This is a genomic window from Hyphomonas beringensis (genome assembly GCF_000682755.1).
Taxonomy (GTDB): Bacteria; Pseudomonadota; Alphaproteobacteria; order Caulobacterales; family Hyphomonadaceae; genus Hyphomonas; species Hyphomonas beringensis.
On the sequence record NZ_AWFF01000040.1, the window covers coordinates 1 to 14,591 of the forward strand.

16 protein-coding genes are annotated in these 14,591 nt (G+C 60.8%); 10 read left to right on the forward strand and 6 right to left on the reverse strand.

The features are described from left to right. On the forward strand, positions 1–235 hold a 235-nt coding region (locus HY29_RS19585), incomplete at its 5' end, for a hypothetical protein (protein WP_206741949.1). Between the two features lie 76 nt (positions 236–311). Here HY29_RS19585 and HY29_RS09900 read toward each other — a convergent pair. Both HY29_RS09900 and HY29_RS09905 read right to left on the reverse strand, forming a co-directional pair. After that, positions 312–1,241: a DMT family transporter gene (locus HY29_RS09900; protein WP_034796403.1), complete on the reverse strand. Its 930-nt coding sequence runs from the start codon at positions 1,239–1,241 to the stop codon at positions 312–314. Continuing rightward, positions 1,238–2,140 (reverse strand): aldo/keto reductase, encoded by a 903-nt coding sequence (locus HY29_RS09905; RefSeq protein WP_034796404.1) that lies wholly within the window; start codon positions 2,138–2,140, stop codon positions 1,238–1,240. The genes HY29_RS09900 and HY29_RS09905 overlap by 4 nt, the downstream gene beginning before the upstream one ends. A 191-nt stretch (positions 2,141–2,331) precedes the next feature. On the opposite strand from HY29_RS09905, the gene gap reads away from it, so the two are divergent. The 4 genes from gap to HY29_RS09925 all read left to right on the forward strand — a co-directional run bounded on the left by gap (position 2,332) and on the right by HY29_RS09925 (position 6,447). Continuing rightward, positions 2,332–3,339 (forward strand): type I glyceraldehyde-3-phosphate dehydrogenase, encoded by a 1,008-nt coding sequence (gene gap / locus HY29_RS09910; RefSeq protein ID WP_034796405.1) that lies wholly within the window; start codon positions 2,332–2,334, stop codon positions 3,337–3,339. Between the two features lie 33 nt (positions 3,340–3,372). Continuing rightward, positions 3,373–4,008 (forward strand): class I SAM-dependent methyltransferase, encoded by a 636-nt coding sequence (locus tag HY29_RS09915; RefSeq protein ID WP_034796406.1) that lies wholly within the window; start codon positions 3,373–3,375, stop codon positions 4,006–4,008. Continuing rightward, entirely contained in the window at positions 4,008–5,207 is a 1,200-nt protein-coding gene (locus HY29_RS09920; RefSeq protein ID WP_034796407.1) for a phosphoglycerate kinase, read from the forward strand. The genes HY29_RS09915 and HY29_RS09920 overlap by 1 nt, the downstream gene beginning before the upstream one ends. A gap of 343 nt (positions 5,208–5,550) precedes the next feature. Further along, positions 5,551–6,447, forward strand: a complete 897-nt coding sequence (locus HY29_RS09925) for a fructose bisphosphate aldolase (RefSeq protein ID WP_034796409.1) — start codon at positions 5,551–5,553, stop codon at positions 6,445–6,447. A gap of 76 nt (positions 6,448–6,523) precedes the next feature. Here HY29_RS09925 and HY29_RS09930 read toward each other — a convergent pair whose 3' ends face one another. Together HY29_RS09930 and HY29_RS09935 are read right to left on the reverse strand one after the other, a co-directional pair. After that, positions 6,524–7,528: an aldo/keto reductase gene (locus HY29_RS09930; protein WP_034796411.1), complete on the reverse strand. Its 1,005-nt coding sequence runs from the start codon at positions 7,526–7,528 to the stop codon at positions 6,524–6,526. A 64-nt stretch (positions 7,529–7,592) separates the two neighbouring features. After that, complete coding sequence (locus HY29_RS09935; RefSeq protein WP_034796413.1) at positions 7,593–8,102, reverse strand: MarR family winged helix-turn-helix transcriptional regulator; 510 nt, start codon at positions 8,100–8,102, stop codon at positions 7,593–7,595. Between the two features lie 96 nt (positions 8,103–8,198). Here HY29_RS09935 and thiE point away from each other — a divergent pair, with 96 nt between their 5' ends. Next, positions 8,199–8,876: a thiamine phosphate synthase gene (gene thiE / locus HY29_RS09940; protein WP_034796415.1), complete on the forward strand. Its 678-nt coding sequence runs from the start codon at positions 8,199–8,201 to the stop codon at positions 8,874–8,876. Here thiE and HY29_RS09945 read toward each other — a convergent pair. Further along, the gene (locus tag HY29_RS09945; protein ID WP_034796417.1) at positions 8,873–9,205 is read right to left on the reverse strand and encodes a DUF4282 domain-containing protein; all 333 of its coding nucleotides are present in this window, start codon (positions 9,203–9,205) and stop codon (positions 8,873–8,875) included. The two genes, thiE and HY29_RS09945, sit on opposite strands and share 4 nt — an antisense overlap. 191 nt (positions 9,206–9,396) lie before the next feature. On the opposite strand from HY29_RS09945, the gene efp reads away from it, so the two are divergent. The 4 genes from efp to HY29_RS19530 all read left to right on the forward strand — a co-directional run bounded on the left by efp (position 9,397) and on the right by HY29_RS19530 (position 12,623). Further along, entirely contained in the window at positions 9,397–9,963 is a 567-nt protein-coding gene (efp, locus tag HY29_RS09950; protein ID WP_034796419.1) for an elongation factor P, read from the forward strand. An 8-nt stretch (positions 9,964–9,971) separates the two neighbouring features. Continuing rightward, positions 9,972–10,787 (forward strand): inositol monophosphatase family protein, encoded by an 816-nt coding sequence (locus HY29_RS09955; protein ID WP_034796421.1) that lies wholly within the window; start codon positions 9,972–9,974, stop codon positions 10,785–10,787. Positions 10,788–10,889: 102 nt separating this feature from the next. Continuing rightward, positions 10,890–12,386 carry a flavin-containing monooxygenase gene (locus tag HY29_RS09960; RefSeq protein ID WP_034796423.1) on the forward strand — a complete coding sequence of 499 codons (1,497 nt, stop codon included), beginning with the start codon at positions 10,890–10,892 and terminating at the stop codon, positions 12,384–12,386. Positions 12,387–12,458: 72 nt separating this feature from the next. Beyond that, positions 12,459–12,623 carry a hypothetical protein gene (locus HY29_RS19530; protein ID WP_199285825.1) on the forward strand — a complete coding sequence of 55 codons (165 nt, stop codon included), beginning with the start codon at positions 12,459–12,461 and terminating at the stop codon, positions 12,621–12,623. 6 nt (positions 12,624–12,629) lie between these two features. Here the strand turns inward: HY29_RS19530 and HY29_RS09970 are convergent, their stop codons facing one another. Further along, positions 12,630–14,462 carry an ABC transporter transmembrane domain-containing protein gene (locus HY29_RS09970; RefSeq protein WP_034796427.1) on the reverse strand — a complete coding sequence of 611 codons (1,833 nt, stop codon included), beginning with the start codon at positions 14,460–14,462 and terminating at the stop codon, positions 12,630–12,632. Positions 14,463–14,591 lie beyond the last annotated feature (129 nt).

Sequence of the window (14,591 nt, forward strand, 5' to 3'; positions counted from 1 at the left end):
TACGGCAGCTGAACGCGAAGCGGCCCTCGCCGAACAGAAACAGCAAGATCCGTTTGCGTGGGAACCAGGCAAGGCCTTCGCAGCGGCGCTTGATGGCAGATCCCTCATGTCCGCTCACCCCGGCGAAAGCCGGGGTCCAGGGCGGCAGGCTCAGGACGCGCAATTCTGGGTCCCGGCTTTCGCCGGGATGAGCGCCAATGCTGCGGGATGTATACTGCCCCCACCAGACACCTGACCCGTCTCTTTACGGATGAAAATTCAATCTCTGGAAACGAAGCGCCTTCACGGGCGTCGCACGCGCAGCTGGAATCCTAGCCTTCCTTCACGCCGCCCCCGCCGCGCGCCAGCCAGACCCCGCCCAGGATCAGCACAAAGGCCACCAGCGCCTGCCAGCTCTGCGTCTCGCGGAAGAACAACCAGCCCAGCGCCGCGCTCACCACCGGAATGGAATAGCCCGTCAGCGACAGGAAAGTCGCGCTCGTCCGCGCGATCAGGAACATGTAGAGCGCCTGCGCCACCGCTGACGGCCCGATGCCCAGCGCCAGCACTGCGGCCCAATGGCTCCAGTCCGCATTCACTTCAGACGGCGTCACCGTAAAGGCCAACGGCAGGGAGACGATCGCGGCAACCGTGACAAAGCCGGTCGCAAACGGCATCGCCTCCATCACCGGCGCGCCCCGCGCAACAAGACTGGAAAAGGCATAATTCATCGTGGCGAGGATCAGCAGGATCTGCGCAATGACGCTCGCATTGCCCAGGCCTTTCATCGCATCCGGCCCGAACAGAACGACAATGCCGGCAAAGCCGATCAGCACGCCCAGCAGGGAGCTGCGCGTCATCTTTTCATCATGGAACAGGAAGGTTGCCCCGCTCGCCACGAAGATCGGCACAGCCGCCGTGTAGAGCGCCGCAAGGCTGGAATTGACCGTCTGCTGAGCGGTCGTGATCAGGAAGAACGGAAAGACAGATCCGGTCAGCCCCATACTGACAATCACCAGCCAGCGCCGCCGGTCGGCCAGAGGCGGCAGGCGCTGGCCGCGCGCCAGCATGATGATCCACAGCACCACGGCCCCGATCACCAGACGCCCCGGCAACACCCATGCCACGGGCAGGCCCATCTCCGGATTGCCCTTGTCAACGGCCACCCGCGTCAGCGCATAGGCGCCCGCCCAGAACAGGGTCAGCACAGAAAACAGAGTCCAGTCAGACGCGCTGCGCCCTGTCGGCAGGCGGGCACTCATGGCATCGGCGTCCCGCGGCTCGCCTCAAGAATGGCGTACCAGTCCCGGCGGGAGAGATTGACCTCCAGCGCCCGTATGGCAGCCTTCAACCGCTCCGGCGTCTGAGTGCCCAGTAGCGCCACCGGCCGCGCCGGATGCTTCAGCACAAAGGCCAGCGCAATGTCACTGCGGGTGACGCCGTGCTGATGCGCCAGCCGGTCCAGCTCCACATGCACGGCCAGCAGGGTGTGCGGATCGCCCTCCCCCGGCACATGGGCATCGGCCAGCCTGCCACCCGCCAGCGGAGACCAGACAATCGCGGCGGCGTTCATTTCCTGGCACCAGTCCAGCGTGCCATCATCCATGGGCGCGATATGCATCGCGGAAAATTCCGGCTGGGTGCTGACAATGCGCGGCGCAAGATTCGCCTGCAGCGCGCGGGTCTGCGCCGGGCTGAAATTGGACACACCGACCTGGCGGATCTTGCCGGCCTCGATCAGGTCTTCCAGCGCACGTGCCACCTCATCCCAGGGGGTCAGCAGGTCTGGACGGTGAATCTGGTAGAGGTCGATCTGCTCCACGCCCAGCCGGTCCAGAGAGGCCTCACAGGCCGACACCAGATAGTCCCGGCTCGAATTGTAAGGCTCTGGCGGAATGATTCCGCCTTTTGTGGCCAGCATCATTCGGCGCCGGCGGTCAGGATTGGCGGCGATCACCTTGCCCAGCAAAGCCTCGGCCGCGCCAAAGCCCGGCCCGCCATAGCCATAGACATCTGCGGTATCGATCAGGCTCATGCCCAGATCCAGCGCCGTTTCGATCAAGGTCTCGGCATGGGACAGGCTGTGGCCCAGAAAGCGCCAGCAGCCATAGCCGAGCACGCCGACCTGCGGCCCCGTCGTGCCGATTTTTACCTGACGCATGAAGTGTTCCTCACTGACAGGCGATCAGGCCATAGGCGGGCGCTTTCGGCAAGTCCATGCCTTTTAAGCGCCACCTTCCCTTCCTAGATAGCAAGCGTCGGGCTGCCGCATGGCATGCGGGTGGACGAAAACGTCCCAGCGTCGTAAAGGGCCCAACAGATTTTCAGCCTGCCGCTCCGAGGAGATTTTTCATGGCCGTTCGCGTTGCAATCAATGGTTTTGGCCGTATCGGCCGTCTCGTTCTTCGTTCCATCATCGAGCATGACCGCAAAGACATCGAAGTCGTTGCGATCAACGACCTCGGCCCGGTCGAGACAAATGCCCACCTGCTGCAGTATGATTCTGTGCATGGCCGGCTGCCTTACGAGGTGAAGGTTGAGGGCGACACGATCATCGTCGGCGACCGCAAATTCCTCTGCACCGCCGTGCGCGACCCTGCTGACCTGCCGCATGCCGAGCTGGACATCGACATCGCGATGGAATGCACCGGCATCTTCGCCGACAAGGAAAAGGCCTCTGCCCACCTGAAGGCCGGCGCCAAGCGCGTTCTGGTCTCTGCTCCGGCCACCAATGCCGACAAGACCATTGTTTACGGTGTGAACCACGACACGCTGACCAAGGATGACCTGGTTGTCTCCAACGCGTCCTGCACCACGAACTGCCTGTCCCCGGTCGCCAAGGTTCTGAACGACACGGTCGGCATCAAGCGCGGCTACATGACGACGATCCACTCCTACACAGGCGACCAGCCGACGCTGGACCGCATGCACAAGGACCTCTATCGCGGCCGCGCGGCTGCGATGTCCATGATCCCGACCTCCACCGGCGCTGCCAAGGCCGTGGGCCTGGTTCTGCCGGAACTGAAGGGCAAACTGGACGGCTCCTCCGTGCGCGTGCCGACGCCGAACGTTTCGGTCGTTGACCTGGTCTTTGATGCCGGCAAGCCGACCAATGTCGAAGAGATCAACAATGCCATCATTGCCGCTGCAGACGGCGCCATGAAAGGCGTGCTGGCCTATACCGACAAGCCGCTGGTCTCTTCTGACTTCAACCACGACGCCCACTCTTCCACCTTCGCCCTGGCGCAAACGCAGGTCATCGAAGGTACGATGGTCCGCATCCTGTCCTGGTATGACAATGAGTGGGGCTTCGCGAGCCGCATGAGCGACACTGCGCTCGTCATGTCCAAACTGATCTAGGGCCTTTTACACAGGCGGCTGAAAGGATTGCTCATGAGTGGACCCGACCAGGCAGAATTCTGGAATTCCAGATTCAGCGAAGACGGGTTTGCCTATGGAGAACGCGCCAGCCGCCTGCTGATGGCCTTTTCAGACCTGTTCCGTCCCGGCCAGAAGGCGCTTGTTCCGGCAAGCGGTGAAGGCCGGGACGCTGTATTTCTGGCCCGGCTCGGCCTGGATGTGACCGCGGTGGACATGTCTGCCTCGGGCCTTTCCAAGACCGAAGACCTGGCCGCCAGCCATGGCGTTTTCGTCACCTGTATCGAGGCCGACCTGTCCAGCTGGGACTGGCCCGAAGGCCGCTTCGACCATGCTGCGATCATGTTCGCGCACATGCCGCCAGACTTCCGCCCTGCCTTTCACGCCCGCCTGCTGGGCGCCTTGAAGACCGGCGGCCACCTGTTCGTCGAAGGCTTCACCAAGGGGCAGAGCCAGTATCAGGAGAGCCACCAGTCCGGCGGCCCGCCCAATCCTGACCTGCTGTACGACCCAACAGACATCAAAGCCGATTTCGCCGGTGGCGAGCCCGTCTCCTTCTGGACCGGCATCGAGACCCTGAGCGAAGGCCCCTATCATTCCGGACCGGCCGCCCTGTTGCGCGCCGTATTCCGCAAAACGGAGAGCAAGTAATGTCCAGCTTCAAACGCATCGCCGATGCCGGTGACCTGACCGGCAAGACCGCCCTTGTCCGCGTTGACTTCAACGTGCCGATGGAGAACGGCAAGGTGACGGATGATACCCGCCTGCGCGCGGCACTCGGCACGGTGAACGCCCTGCGCGATGCTGGCGCGAAAGTGGTGCTGATGGCCCATTTCGGCCGCCCGAAAGGCCAGATCGTTCCGGAGATGAGCCTGGAGCCTGTTGCCGAAGCCTTTTCCAAAGTGCTCGGCGCGCCGGTGCATTTCGCAGAGAATTGCGGCTTTGGCCCGAAAGCCAAATCCTTTGTCGCCAGCCGTCCCGAGGGCGACGTCATTCTGATGGAAAACACCCGTTTCGAACCCGGTGAGGAAAAGAATGACAAAGAGCTTTCAGAGCGCATGGCCGCGCTGGGAGACATCTATGTCAATGACGCCTTCTCTGCCGCTCACCGCGCTCACGCCTCCACCGAAGGCATCACGCACTTTCTGCCCGCCTATGCCGGTGTGACCATGGAAGCCGAGCTGGACGCGCTGGAGAGAGCCCTCGGCACGCCGGAGCGCCCCGTGCTGGCCGTGGTCGGCGGCGCGAAGGTCTCCTCCAAGATCGACCTTTTGAAGAACCTCGTCACCAAGGTGGACAAACTGGCGATTGGTGGCGGCATGGCAAACACCTTCCTTGCCGCAAAGGGCGTCGATGTCGGCAAATCCCTGTGTGAGCATGATCTGGCAGATCTCGCCCGTGAGATCATGGAGATCGCCGGGAAGAATGAGTGCGAGATCCTGCTGCCGGTCGACGTGGTCGTCGCCAAGGATTTTGCCGCCTATGCCGAGAATCGCACCTGCGCGCCGGAAGACGTCGCCGCTGATGAGATGATCCTGGATGCCGGCATGAAGACGGTGGCCCAGCTGGTCGCCGCGATGGGCCAGTCCAAGACGCTGGTCTGGAACGGGCCTCTTGGCGCGTTTGAAATGCCGCCCTTTGACAAGGCCACCGTGTCCGCCGCCCAGGCCGCCGGCATCCGCGCCAAGGAAGGCAAGCTGATCGCTGTGGCCGGCGGAGGCGATACGGTCGCCGCCCTGAACCATGCCGATGCGGCGCGTGATTTCACCTTCGTGTCGACCGCTGGCGGCGCTTTCCTGGAGTGGATGGAAGGCAAGCCCCTGCCCGGCGTCGAAGCGCTCAAATCCTGATCTTTTAGTCCCATTTGACCCACAAGGCCTGTCCCCTTCCGGGACAGGCCTTTTTTATGCCTGCGGCAAATCGCGCAGCATGCGGAAGAATGACAACGTTCCCATAAGCCACGCTGCCAGCCTCATAGCAAAACTTGATTGCTGCATTGCACCCTGTTTCCCCTGCAGTCTGGGCTGTTTTACCCCCGTCAAACAGGGCGCAAGCCCGCGAATCGCTTGTCTGACAGGCGATTTGAGCCTTTTCCCGTCTCTGCAGCCTGCAGCGGTTGACCCGTGAAAAAGGCACGGTACTTGAATGCAAACTTTGCAAATGTCGCAATCAAGGATCTGTTGAGAAACTCATATGACCAAAGCAAACATGGCCCGGCAAATTGCCGAAAAGAATGGCTTCATCGCCGCGCTGGACCAATCCGGCGGCTCCACCCCAAAAGCGCTGCGCCTGTATGGCGTTAATGAAGATGCCTATTCCAATGACGAGGAAATGTTCGGCCTGATCCATGATATGCGCGCCCGCATCATCAAGGCGCCGGCCTTCAATGGCGAGAAAGTCATTGGTGCAATCCTCTTTGAACGGACCATGGATGGCGAAATTGATGGCACGCCGACCGCTGAATATCTCTGGAACGAGCACCAGGTTGTCCCCTTCCTGAAAGTGGACAAGGGCCTGGCAGACGAAGCCAACGGCGTTCAGCTGATGAAGCCGATGCCCGACCTGGACCATCTTCTGGAGCGCGCCAACACCAAGAGCATCTATGGCACCAAGATGCGCTCTGTCGTCAACGCGGCCAATCGCGAGGGCATTGCCGCAATCGTGGCCCAGCAATTTGATGTTGGCCGCCAGATCCTCGGCCATGGCCTGATGCCGATCATCGAGCCGGAAGTCACCATCACCATCGCCGACAAGGCAGAGGCCGAAGAAATGCTTCTGGCCGAGATCCTGAAGCAGCTGGACGCGCTGGGCGAAGACAAGAAGGTGATGCTGAAGCTCTCCCTGCCAACCAAGGCAAACCTCTATAAGCCGCTGGTCGACCATCCGCGTGTCATGCGCGTTGTCGCCCTGTCAGGTGGCTATTCCCGCGAAGACGCCTGTGAGAAGCTCGCCGCGAATGATGGCATCATCGCCAGCTTCTCCCGCGCGCTGACCGAAGGCCTGTCTGCCGGCCAGAGCGATGAGGACTTCAACACGACCCTCGCCGCCACGATCGACAGCATCTACCAGGCCTCCAAAGCCGGCTGCTAGACGCGGCCTGCAAGCTGATGACAAAAGGCGGCCCCTCCGGAGCCGCCTTTTTCATGCCTGCCGGAAGAGACCCGGTTCAGGTGTTCACGGTCTTCAGGCCCGCCTCAGGGTAGCGGGCCCCCTTCACCGTGCCTGGGGCGAACGCCTCATCAAGCTGCGCCAGTTCGTCTGCGGTCAGCTCAATCTGCCCAGCAGCGACATTGGCCTCCAGATAGGGGATGCGTTTCGTGCCCGGAATGGCAAAGACATTCTCCCCCTGATGCAACACCCAGGCGAGCGCGATCTGCGCGGCACTGGCTTCATGTTTTGCACCAATGTCATCGAAAACGTTCATCCGGACGAGGTTCTCCTTGAGGGCTTCATCCGTAAAGCGTTCGAATATGGTTCGCCGGGCGTCATCCTGTGAAAGCATATCACGCGATGTGATCGCTCCCGACAGCATGCCCCTGCCAAGAGGGCTATATGCGACAAAGGCGATGCCCAGCTCCTTGCAGGCTGGCAGAATATCCGTTTCGATGTGGCGCGTTTGCAGGGAATATTCTGTCTGCAGAGCAGAGACCGGGTGGACCGCATGCGCCCGGCGCAATGTTTCTGCAGACACTTCGGACAGGCCTATGGCCTTGACCTTCCCTTCTTCGACAAGGCGCGACAGTGTGCCGATCGCATCTTCCAGCGGATAGTCCGGGGCGTAGCGGTGCATGTAATACAGATCGATTGTTTCAACGCCCAGCCGTTGTAGTGAGCTTTCGCAGGCACTGCGTATATAGTCCGGAGAATTGTCGACGATCCGCTGATAGGCGCTGGAACCATCTTCCTTGTCGCGTCTTATCCCGAACTTCGTCGCGATAAACGGCGTTGCGGCCGTCTCCTTCAGGAATTTCCCCAGGAGACGCTCATTGTGGCCATTGCCGTACATGTCTGCCGTGTCCAGCATCTTCACGCCGAGGTCCATGGCGCGGTGAAGGACCCGCAGAGACTCGGCGTCGTCTGTCTCGCCGTAAAACTCAGACATGCCCATACAGCCGAGTCCGATAGCGGGCAGAGATACGCCTGTTTTTCCCAGTTCGCGTTGGTGTTTCATTTAATTAGCCTCCTAACTTTATGGTTACGTGTTGCGCTGGCGCTGCCTGTGCAGCATTGGATCATCAGGGGGCTGACAGCAGGTCGGCCCGTCCGTTGAGTTCGTTGATTGCCATCGTGGCCGCTTCGACCTGTTCGTCGGGAATGCCGGCGGTCATGTCTCCGACCCGCCGATAATATTCCGGCATGATCGCTTGCAGGAGGTCTGCGCCGGCTTCGGTCAGGCAGATCCTGACACTCCGGCCATCCTCGTCATCCGGAATCCGCCGGACCAGCCCGTCCATTTCAAGGCGTTGGGTCAACCCGGTCATTGTCGCCCGGCGTACGCCTTGCTTTTCGGCCAGAGTGGCCGGGCGTGCCGACACGTCCGGCTCCCGCATGAGGAGAACCAGCGTGATCCACCGGCCATGTGTCAGGCCGAACCGTTCCAGGAAGTTGTCGAGTTCAACGAGCAGGTCAGACCCGCTGCGTAGCACAGTCAGGAACAGGTTCAGCCGTTTAGGCTCGATAGGGCCGTATTTTTGCGAAAACCGCTCCACATAGCGGTCTTCTGGCAGGTCTTTCAGCAGGAACATATCAAGGTAATTAGCCAGCTAATCAATATTCGTCAAGTTCCATGCTGCGGTCAGACATGGCTTGACGCATGTACCTGTTCCAGCCACATCGCGCTGATGACCGACACTGATTATATCCGCCCGCGCACGCGGCTTTACCTGATCACGCCGCCCCGGATCGAGGATGTGGACGGCTTTGCCGCCTTGCTGGAAACGACTTTGACGGCGGGCGATGTCGCCTGTCTTCAGCTGCGCCTGAAGACGCCGGAGGGCGAGATTGATCTCGACGCGACGCGCACGGTCGGCACAGCTGTGACGGAGATGGCGCAGGCCTATGGCGTGGCCGTTCTGGTCAATGACAGCCCCGAACTGGCGGTAGAGCTCAGCGCCGATGGCGTGCATCTCGGTTGGGATGACATGCCGGTCAAACAGGCGCGCGAGCTAGTCGGCCCGGAGATGATCATTGGCGCAACGGCCAAGAATTCCCGCCATGTGGCGATGAAGGCCGGCGAAGACGGCGCAGACTATGTTGCCTTTGGTGCCTTCTACCCCACACACACCAAGGCCGGCACCGTGGAGGCGAGCCCGGACCTGCTGGAAATCTGGCAGGAAAGCATGGAGATCCCCTGCGTCGCGATTGGCGGGATCACTGCGGAGAATGCCGAAGCGCTGATCACCGCAGGCGCAGACTTCCTGGCCGTATCCTCAGGCGTGTGGAACCACCCGGCCGGTGCCCCGGCCGCCGTGGCAGAGTTCAACAAGGTCCTGGACCGTCTGGACCAGAGCGCGAGCTAGACCTCAGGTGGCGGCGTTGCCGTAACCGGAGCAGCAGGTGGCGTGCCTGTCTTCATTTCCTTGAGTTCCCGCACATCATCGCTGATGCGGAAGAACAGCATGTAGAGCTCGCACATGAAGCGCCAGAACAAGAGGCTGACCGCGCCGCCGATAATGGCCGCAATGATCATGCCGATACCGCCAAAAAAGCTCTGGCTGACCATTACACCAAGGCCTAACAAAAACATGATGACCGCATAAAGCGCGATCCCGATCAGACCGATATAATAGAGCACCTTGATCAGCGTCGTGCCGATCAGCTTGTCAAAAGTCAGAAAGCGTTGAAGCATTGCTTGTCCCCCTTATTTGCCAGTGGAACCGCCATTCTGCCCATAATTGCACTGTTTTGTGAATACTGGCGGGAAGAACCGGCCCCGTTTATAAGGCATCGCCTGCTTGGCAGGCGGATTAACACACCCCGGCTTGACCGTTTCAGGCCAAAGGCTTACGCCCCCGCCAAACCTTTAAAAGGATACCTCCCATGGTCAAAATCAATGGCAATGAGATCAAGCCCGGCAACGTCATCGAACATGACGGCAGCGTCTGGCGCGCCCTGAAGACCGCATCCGTGAAACCCGGCAAGGGTGGTGCGTTCAATCAGGTGGAACTGCGCAACCTGCTGAACGGCTCCAAGGCCAATGTTCGCTTCCGCTCTTCAGAGACAGTTGAGAAAGTACGCCTGGAGCAGAAAGACCACCAATTCCTGTTTGCAGACGATGACGCCTTCACCTTCATGGATCAGGAAAGCTTCGAGCAGATTGCCATCCAGCGTGACTTCATTGGTGACCAGGGCGCCTTCTTGCAGGACGGCATGACGGTCGAGATCGAGTTCTATGGTGAGCAGCCGATCGGCGTCTCCCTGCCGGAACAGGTGATCCTGGAAGTCGAGGAAACCGAGCCGGTCGTCAAAGGCCAGACGGCGGCAAACAGCTTCAAGCCTGCCAGCTGCACCGGCGGTGTGCGCGTCATGGTTCCGCCCTTTGTCGGCACCGGCGAGAAAATCGTCGTGCAGACCGCTGATTCCACTTACCTCCGCCGCGCAGACTAAGGTCAGACATGTCCAAACCCTCCCCCGTCGGAACCGTGATGATCGCAGCCGCCCGCGCTGCAGGCCGCGCCCTTGCGCGTGATTTTGGTGAAGTCGAAAACCTGCAAGTATCCAAGAAGGGACCTGCCGATTTCGTCTCCAATGCCGATCACCGCGCTGAAGAGATCATCTACACACAGCTCTCCAAGGCCCGTCCGGGCTATGGCTTCGTCATGGAAGAAAGCGGCATTGTGGAGGGGACGGACAAGTCCAACAAGTTCATCGTCGATCCGCTGGATGGCACGCTGAACTTCCTGCACGGCCAGCCGCATTATGCCGTTTCCATCGCGCTGGAGCGGGAAGGCAAACTGCTGACCGGTGTCGTTTATGATGTCGCCAAGAACGAGATCTTCTGGGCTGAAACCGGCCGGGGCGCCTGGCTGGAACAGCGCAAGCTGCGCGTAGCGACCCGCACCCGCCTGAACGAAGCCGTCATCGCGACCGGCACGCCGTGGCACGGCAAGTCCGAAGCCGCCCATACCGGCTTTGCCCGCGAATTGCTGGCCATGACGCCCGCCTGCGCCGGCATCCGCCGCTATGGCTCAGCGGCGCTTGACCTTGCCTGGGTGGCCGCAGGCCGCTTCGACGGGTTCTGGGAACGCGACCTGAAGCCATGGGACATTGCAGCCGGTATCGTGCTGGTGCGTGAGGCTGGCGGCGCGGTTCAGGAGATTGATGGCGGCGACGTGATGTCGACTGGCTCTGTCCTGGCCTCCAATGCGGACCTGCAGCCCCTGATCGAGAAGCAGCTGCGCCACGCAGCCTCTTTCGGCAAGCAGTCCTAGGCAAGCCTTTCTGAGGCAGTTTCCTGCACGCACGGTGTCAGAATTATCGTGACACTGGCGTCAAGTTTTGGCTTTATGGGTCAAAACGGGCAGGGAACACGCATGATACAACCAGATACAGACGTTCTGATCATTGGCGCCGGCCTATCGGGCATCGGCGCAGCCGTGCATCTGGGCAAGCAATGCCCTGGCAAAACCTATCAGATCTTCGAGCAGCGCGACGCGATTGGCGGCACCTGGGACCTGTTCCGCTATCCGGGCATCCGTTCCGACAGCGACATGCACACGCTGGGCTACAATTTCAAACCCTGGACCGCCGCCAAGGCGATTGCCGATGGCCCGTCGATCCGCAGCTATGTCGAGGACACCGCAGACGAGTACGGCATCACGCCCCATATCAAGTTCGGGACGAAGATCGTCGCCGCCAATTGGTCCACTGAAGATCAGGCCTGGCATGTCACGCATGAGAACAAGGCCGGCGACCGCGCCGTCACGACCTGCCGCTTCCTTTTCATGTGCGGCGGCTATTACAATTATGATCAGGGCTATCGTCCGGACTTTCCGGGCGAAGACAATTTCAAGGGCCAGTTCGTGCACCCGCAACACTGGCCGGAAGATCTCGACTATTCCGGCAAGAAAGTTGTGATCATCGGCTCTGGCGCGACGGCGATGACCCTCTTGCCCGCAATGACTGACAAGGCGGGGCATGTCACTATGCTGCAACGCTCCCCCACCTATGTCGTCTCTCGCCCGGCCGTGGACAAATTCGCAAACTTCCTGCGCAAAATCCTTCCGGACAGCTGGGCCTACAGTTTGATCCGCTGGCGGAATGTTGCCCTCCAGCAATTCTTCTACAAGAAAACACGCAGCAATCCTGAGCAGGCCCGCGAGCGCCTGATCGGCATGGTGAAAGAGGAACTCGGCCCCGACTATCCGGTCGAGACGCACTTCAACCCGGCCTACAATCCATGGGAACAGCGCCTTTGCCTGGTGCCGGATTCCGATCTCTTCCATGCCCTGAAGAGCGGCAAGGCCAACATCGAGACTGACCATATCGAGACGTTTACGGAGCACGGTATTAAGCTGACCTCCGGCAAGACGCTGGACGCCGACATCGTGGTGACGGCCACGGGCCTCAATCTGGTGTTCATGAACGGGGTGGATGTCTCGCTGGATGGCGCGAAGGTAAATCCCGGACAGCTGCTGAACTATAAGGGTGTCATGCTTTCCAATGTGCCGAATCTGGCCGTAACGTTCGGCTATACGAATGCGTCCTGGACGCTGAAGGCCGATCTGACGAGCGAATATGTCTGCCGTCTGCTGAAGACGATGGACGAAAAGGGCGCGAGCTCTGCCATGCCCTATCTGTCAGCCTATCCGAACGAGACAGAACCCTTCGTGGACTTCTCATCAGGCTATTTCCAGCGCGTGATGGACCAGTTCCCGCGCCAGCACACCGAAGCGCCGTGGAAGCTGCATCAGGATTACTTCACAGACCGCAAGAATTTGCGCCAACTGCCCATTGAAGACGGCGTGATGAAATTCACGACCCCACAAGAGGCGAGCGCCGCAAAGCCCACCCTTCAGGCCGCGGAATAAGCTCAACCTGTCAATCCGCGCACCCGGCCCCTATATTTGACATGTAGGGGCCTGATGCATGGAGATAATATTATGTGGTTATGGCTTTTGTGGTGGTGCGTGGACGACCATCTGGCAGCAGCCCTGAATACGCCGGGGCTGGGCGAGTTGCCAATCTGGGTGCCCCTCATCCTCTCGCTCGCCTTTGCCTTCACAATTGATGGCAAGGTGAAGAAGGTGCGCAAGAAACGGGGCTAGCCCCCCCTACCCTTCCGCAAACTGCAATTCGGCGAGGCGGGCATAGAGGCCGCCCTTCGCGACGAGTTCCTCGTGCGTGCCTTCTTCAACGATATGGCCATGCTCCATTACGATGATCCGGTCTGCGCGGCGTACGGTGGAGAGACGGTGCGCGATGACCAGCGTCGTGCGCCCCTCGGCAGCATTGGAGATCGCGCGGCGCACAGCCGCTTCGCTTTCTGAATCAAGCGCAGAGGTTGCCTCGTCGAGCAGCAGAACCGGGGCATCCCGCACCAAGGCCCGCGCCAGCGCAACCCGCTGGCGTTGCCCGCCTGACAGGCTGCGCCCCTTCTGACCAAGATCGGTATCGAGCCCTTCCTTTGCGGCCAGGAAATCCATCGCTTCTGCCATGCGGGCGGCATGTTCCAGCACGGCGTCATCGGCATTGTCCGCACCGAACGCAATGTTCTGGCGGGCCGTACCCGTGAACAACGCAGATTCCTGGGGCGCATAGGCAAATTGATGGCGCCAGTCACGCGGCGTTGCCTCCAGTGCGGAAACACCATCCAGCATCACCTTGCCGGACTGCACATCGAACAGGCGCAGCGCCAGGCGGAAGACGGTGGTCTTGCCCGCGCCGCTGGGGCCGACCAGCGCCACGAACTCGCCCGGACGAATGCTGAGGGAGAAATCCTCAAGCGCGGAAACATCCTCGCCGCCATAGCGGAAGGTGACATGATCGAAAGTCAGCGCGCCAGTGACCTTCTCCGGCAGGGCAACCGGCTGCAGTGGCGCGGAGATTTCCTGCTCCGCATTCAGCACTTCCGCCGCCCGGTCCGCCGCGCCCGCCGCGCGCATCACTTCGCCATAGACTTCCGCCAGCATGCCGAACCCGGAGCCAGCATATAGCGCGTAGAGCACCATGGAGGCGAGATCACCAAAGCTCATCTCCCCTGTCGCCACGGCCCGCGCGCCGAGCCAGAGCACACCAACAAAGCCCCCAAACAGCAGGATGGAGACCAGCACGATCATGACAGAGCGCGCGCCGATCCGGCGCATGGCCGCCGCAAAGGTTGCTTCCACAGCTTCTGAGAACGCGGCCAGGCGGCTATCTTCGCGGTTATAGGCCTGGACGAGTTCAATCGCGTCGAGCGCTTCCGCCGCTTCCGAGCCTGCATCGGCAAGGCGCGACTGCGCCGTGTTCGACATCTTCCGAATGATCCGGCCAATGAACATGACCGGCAGGATGGCAATCGGCAGCATGGCCAGCAGGGTCAGCCCCAGCTTCCAGTTCACAACCATCATCATGGTCAGCGCGCCAAACGTGGTCAGCAGCGTGCGCATGGCAAGCGAGGCGGACGAACCGAGGAAGGTCTCGATCAGGGTCACATCGGCCGTCAGGCGGGACACAGCCTCACCCGAGCGCATCTTGGAATGGTAGCGCGGCGACAGGGTCAACAAGTGGGAATAGAGATCGCGGCGCAGGTCTGCGGCAATCCGCTCCCCGAAGCGGGAGACAAAATAGAACCGGACAGCCCCCAGAACACCCGACAGAATGGCCGCCAATGCGACCCAGAGAAACGCCTTGTCGACCAGTTCCAGAAGCTGTGCGGTGGAATCTTCTGCCCGCTGACCGGCATCAGCTGCCATTCCCAGCAACATCGGGATAGCCAGGCTGACAGCGGCGGCCAGCACAAGGAATACCAGTGCCACGCTCACCGTGATCCAGTGGCGCCGAATGTACGGCATCAAAAGCTTCAATGGTTTCAAGCTCTTGGCCTTGGGCCGATTGACGGCAGCTCCGCCGTCAGGCTCAGTTGCACGGCGGTCATTCACGTATTGGCTATCAGTGTCAGCCATGAGGCTATCAATCCCTTTCAGTGGCCTATAAGATTCCCTGCGAGGTGCCTCTTGCAGAGATGGCCTCTTTCAGTTACACGCGCCACTTCGAAAACAGGCTGAGACAAGCCCGCGCACCCAAGTGACGGC

Bases quoted from the DNA above. Each gene is read 5' to 3' on its own strand.
- HY29_RS09900 (WP_034796403.1), bottom strand. From the start codon at position 1,241: ATGAGTGCCCGCCTGCCGACAGGGCGCAGCGCGTCTGACTGGACTCTG.
- HY29_RS09905 (WP_034796404.1), bottom strand. From the start codon at position 2,140: ATGCGTCAGGTAAAAATCGGCACGACGGGGCCGCAGGTCGGCGTGCTC.
- gap (WP_034796405.1), top strand. From the start codon at position 2,332: ATGGCCGTTCGCGTTGCAATCAATGGTTTTGGCCGTATCGGCCGTCTC.
- HY29_RS09915 (WP_034796406.1), top strand. From the start codon at position 3,373: ATGAGTGGACCCGACCAGGCAGAATTCTGGAATTCCAGATTCAGCGAA.
- HY29_RS09920 (WP_034796407.1), top strand. From the start codon at position 4,008: ATGTCCAGCTTCAAACGCATCGCCGATGCCGGTGACCTGACCGGCAAG.
- HY29_RS09925 (WP_034796409.1), top strand. From the start codon at position 5,551: ATGACCAAAGCAAACATGGCCCGGCAAATTGCCGAAAAGAATGGCTTC.
- HY29_RS09930 (WP_034796411.1), bottom strand. From the start codon at position 7,528: ATGAAACACCAACGCGAACTGGGAAAAACAGGCGTATCTCTGCCCGCT.
- HY29_RS09935 (WP_034796413.1), bottom strand. From the start codon at position 8,102: ATGTTCCTGCTGAAAGACCTGCCAGAAGACCGCTATGTGGAGCGGTTT.
- thiE (WP_034796415.1), top strand. From the start codon at position 8,199: ATGACCGACACTGATTATATCCGCCCGCGCACGCGGCTTTACCTGATC.
- HY29_RS09945 (WP_034796417.1), bottom strand. From the start codon at position 9,205: ATGCTTCAACGCTTTCTGACTTTTGACAAGCTGATCGGCACGACGCTG.
- efp (WP_034796419.1), top strand. From the start codon at position 9,397: ATGGTCAAAATCAATGGCAATGAGATCAAGCCCGGCAACGTCATCGAA.
- HY29_RS09955 (WP_034796421.1), top strand. From the start codon at position 9,972: ATGTCCAAACCCTCCCCCGTCGGAACCGTGATGATCGCAGCCGCCCGC.
- HY29_RS09960 (WP_034796423.1), top strand. From the start codon at position 10,890: ATGATACAACCAGATACAGACGTTCTGATCATTGGCGCCGGCCTATCG.
- HY29_RS19530 (WP_199285825.1), top strand. From the start codon at position 12,459: ATGTGGTTATGGCTTTTGTGGTGGTGCGTGGACGACCATCTGGCAGCA.
- HY29_RS09970 (WP_034796427.1), bottom strand. From the start codon at position 14,462: ATGGCTGACACTGATAGCCAATACGTGAATGACCGCCGTGCAACTGAG.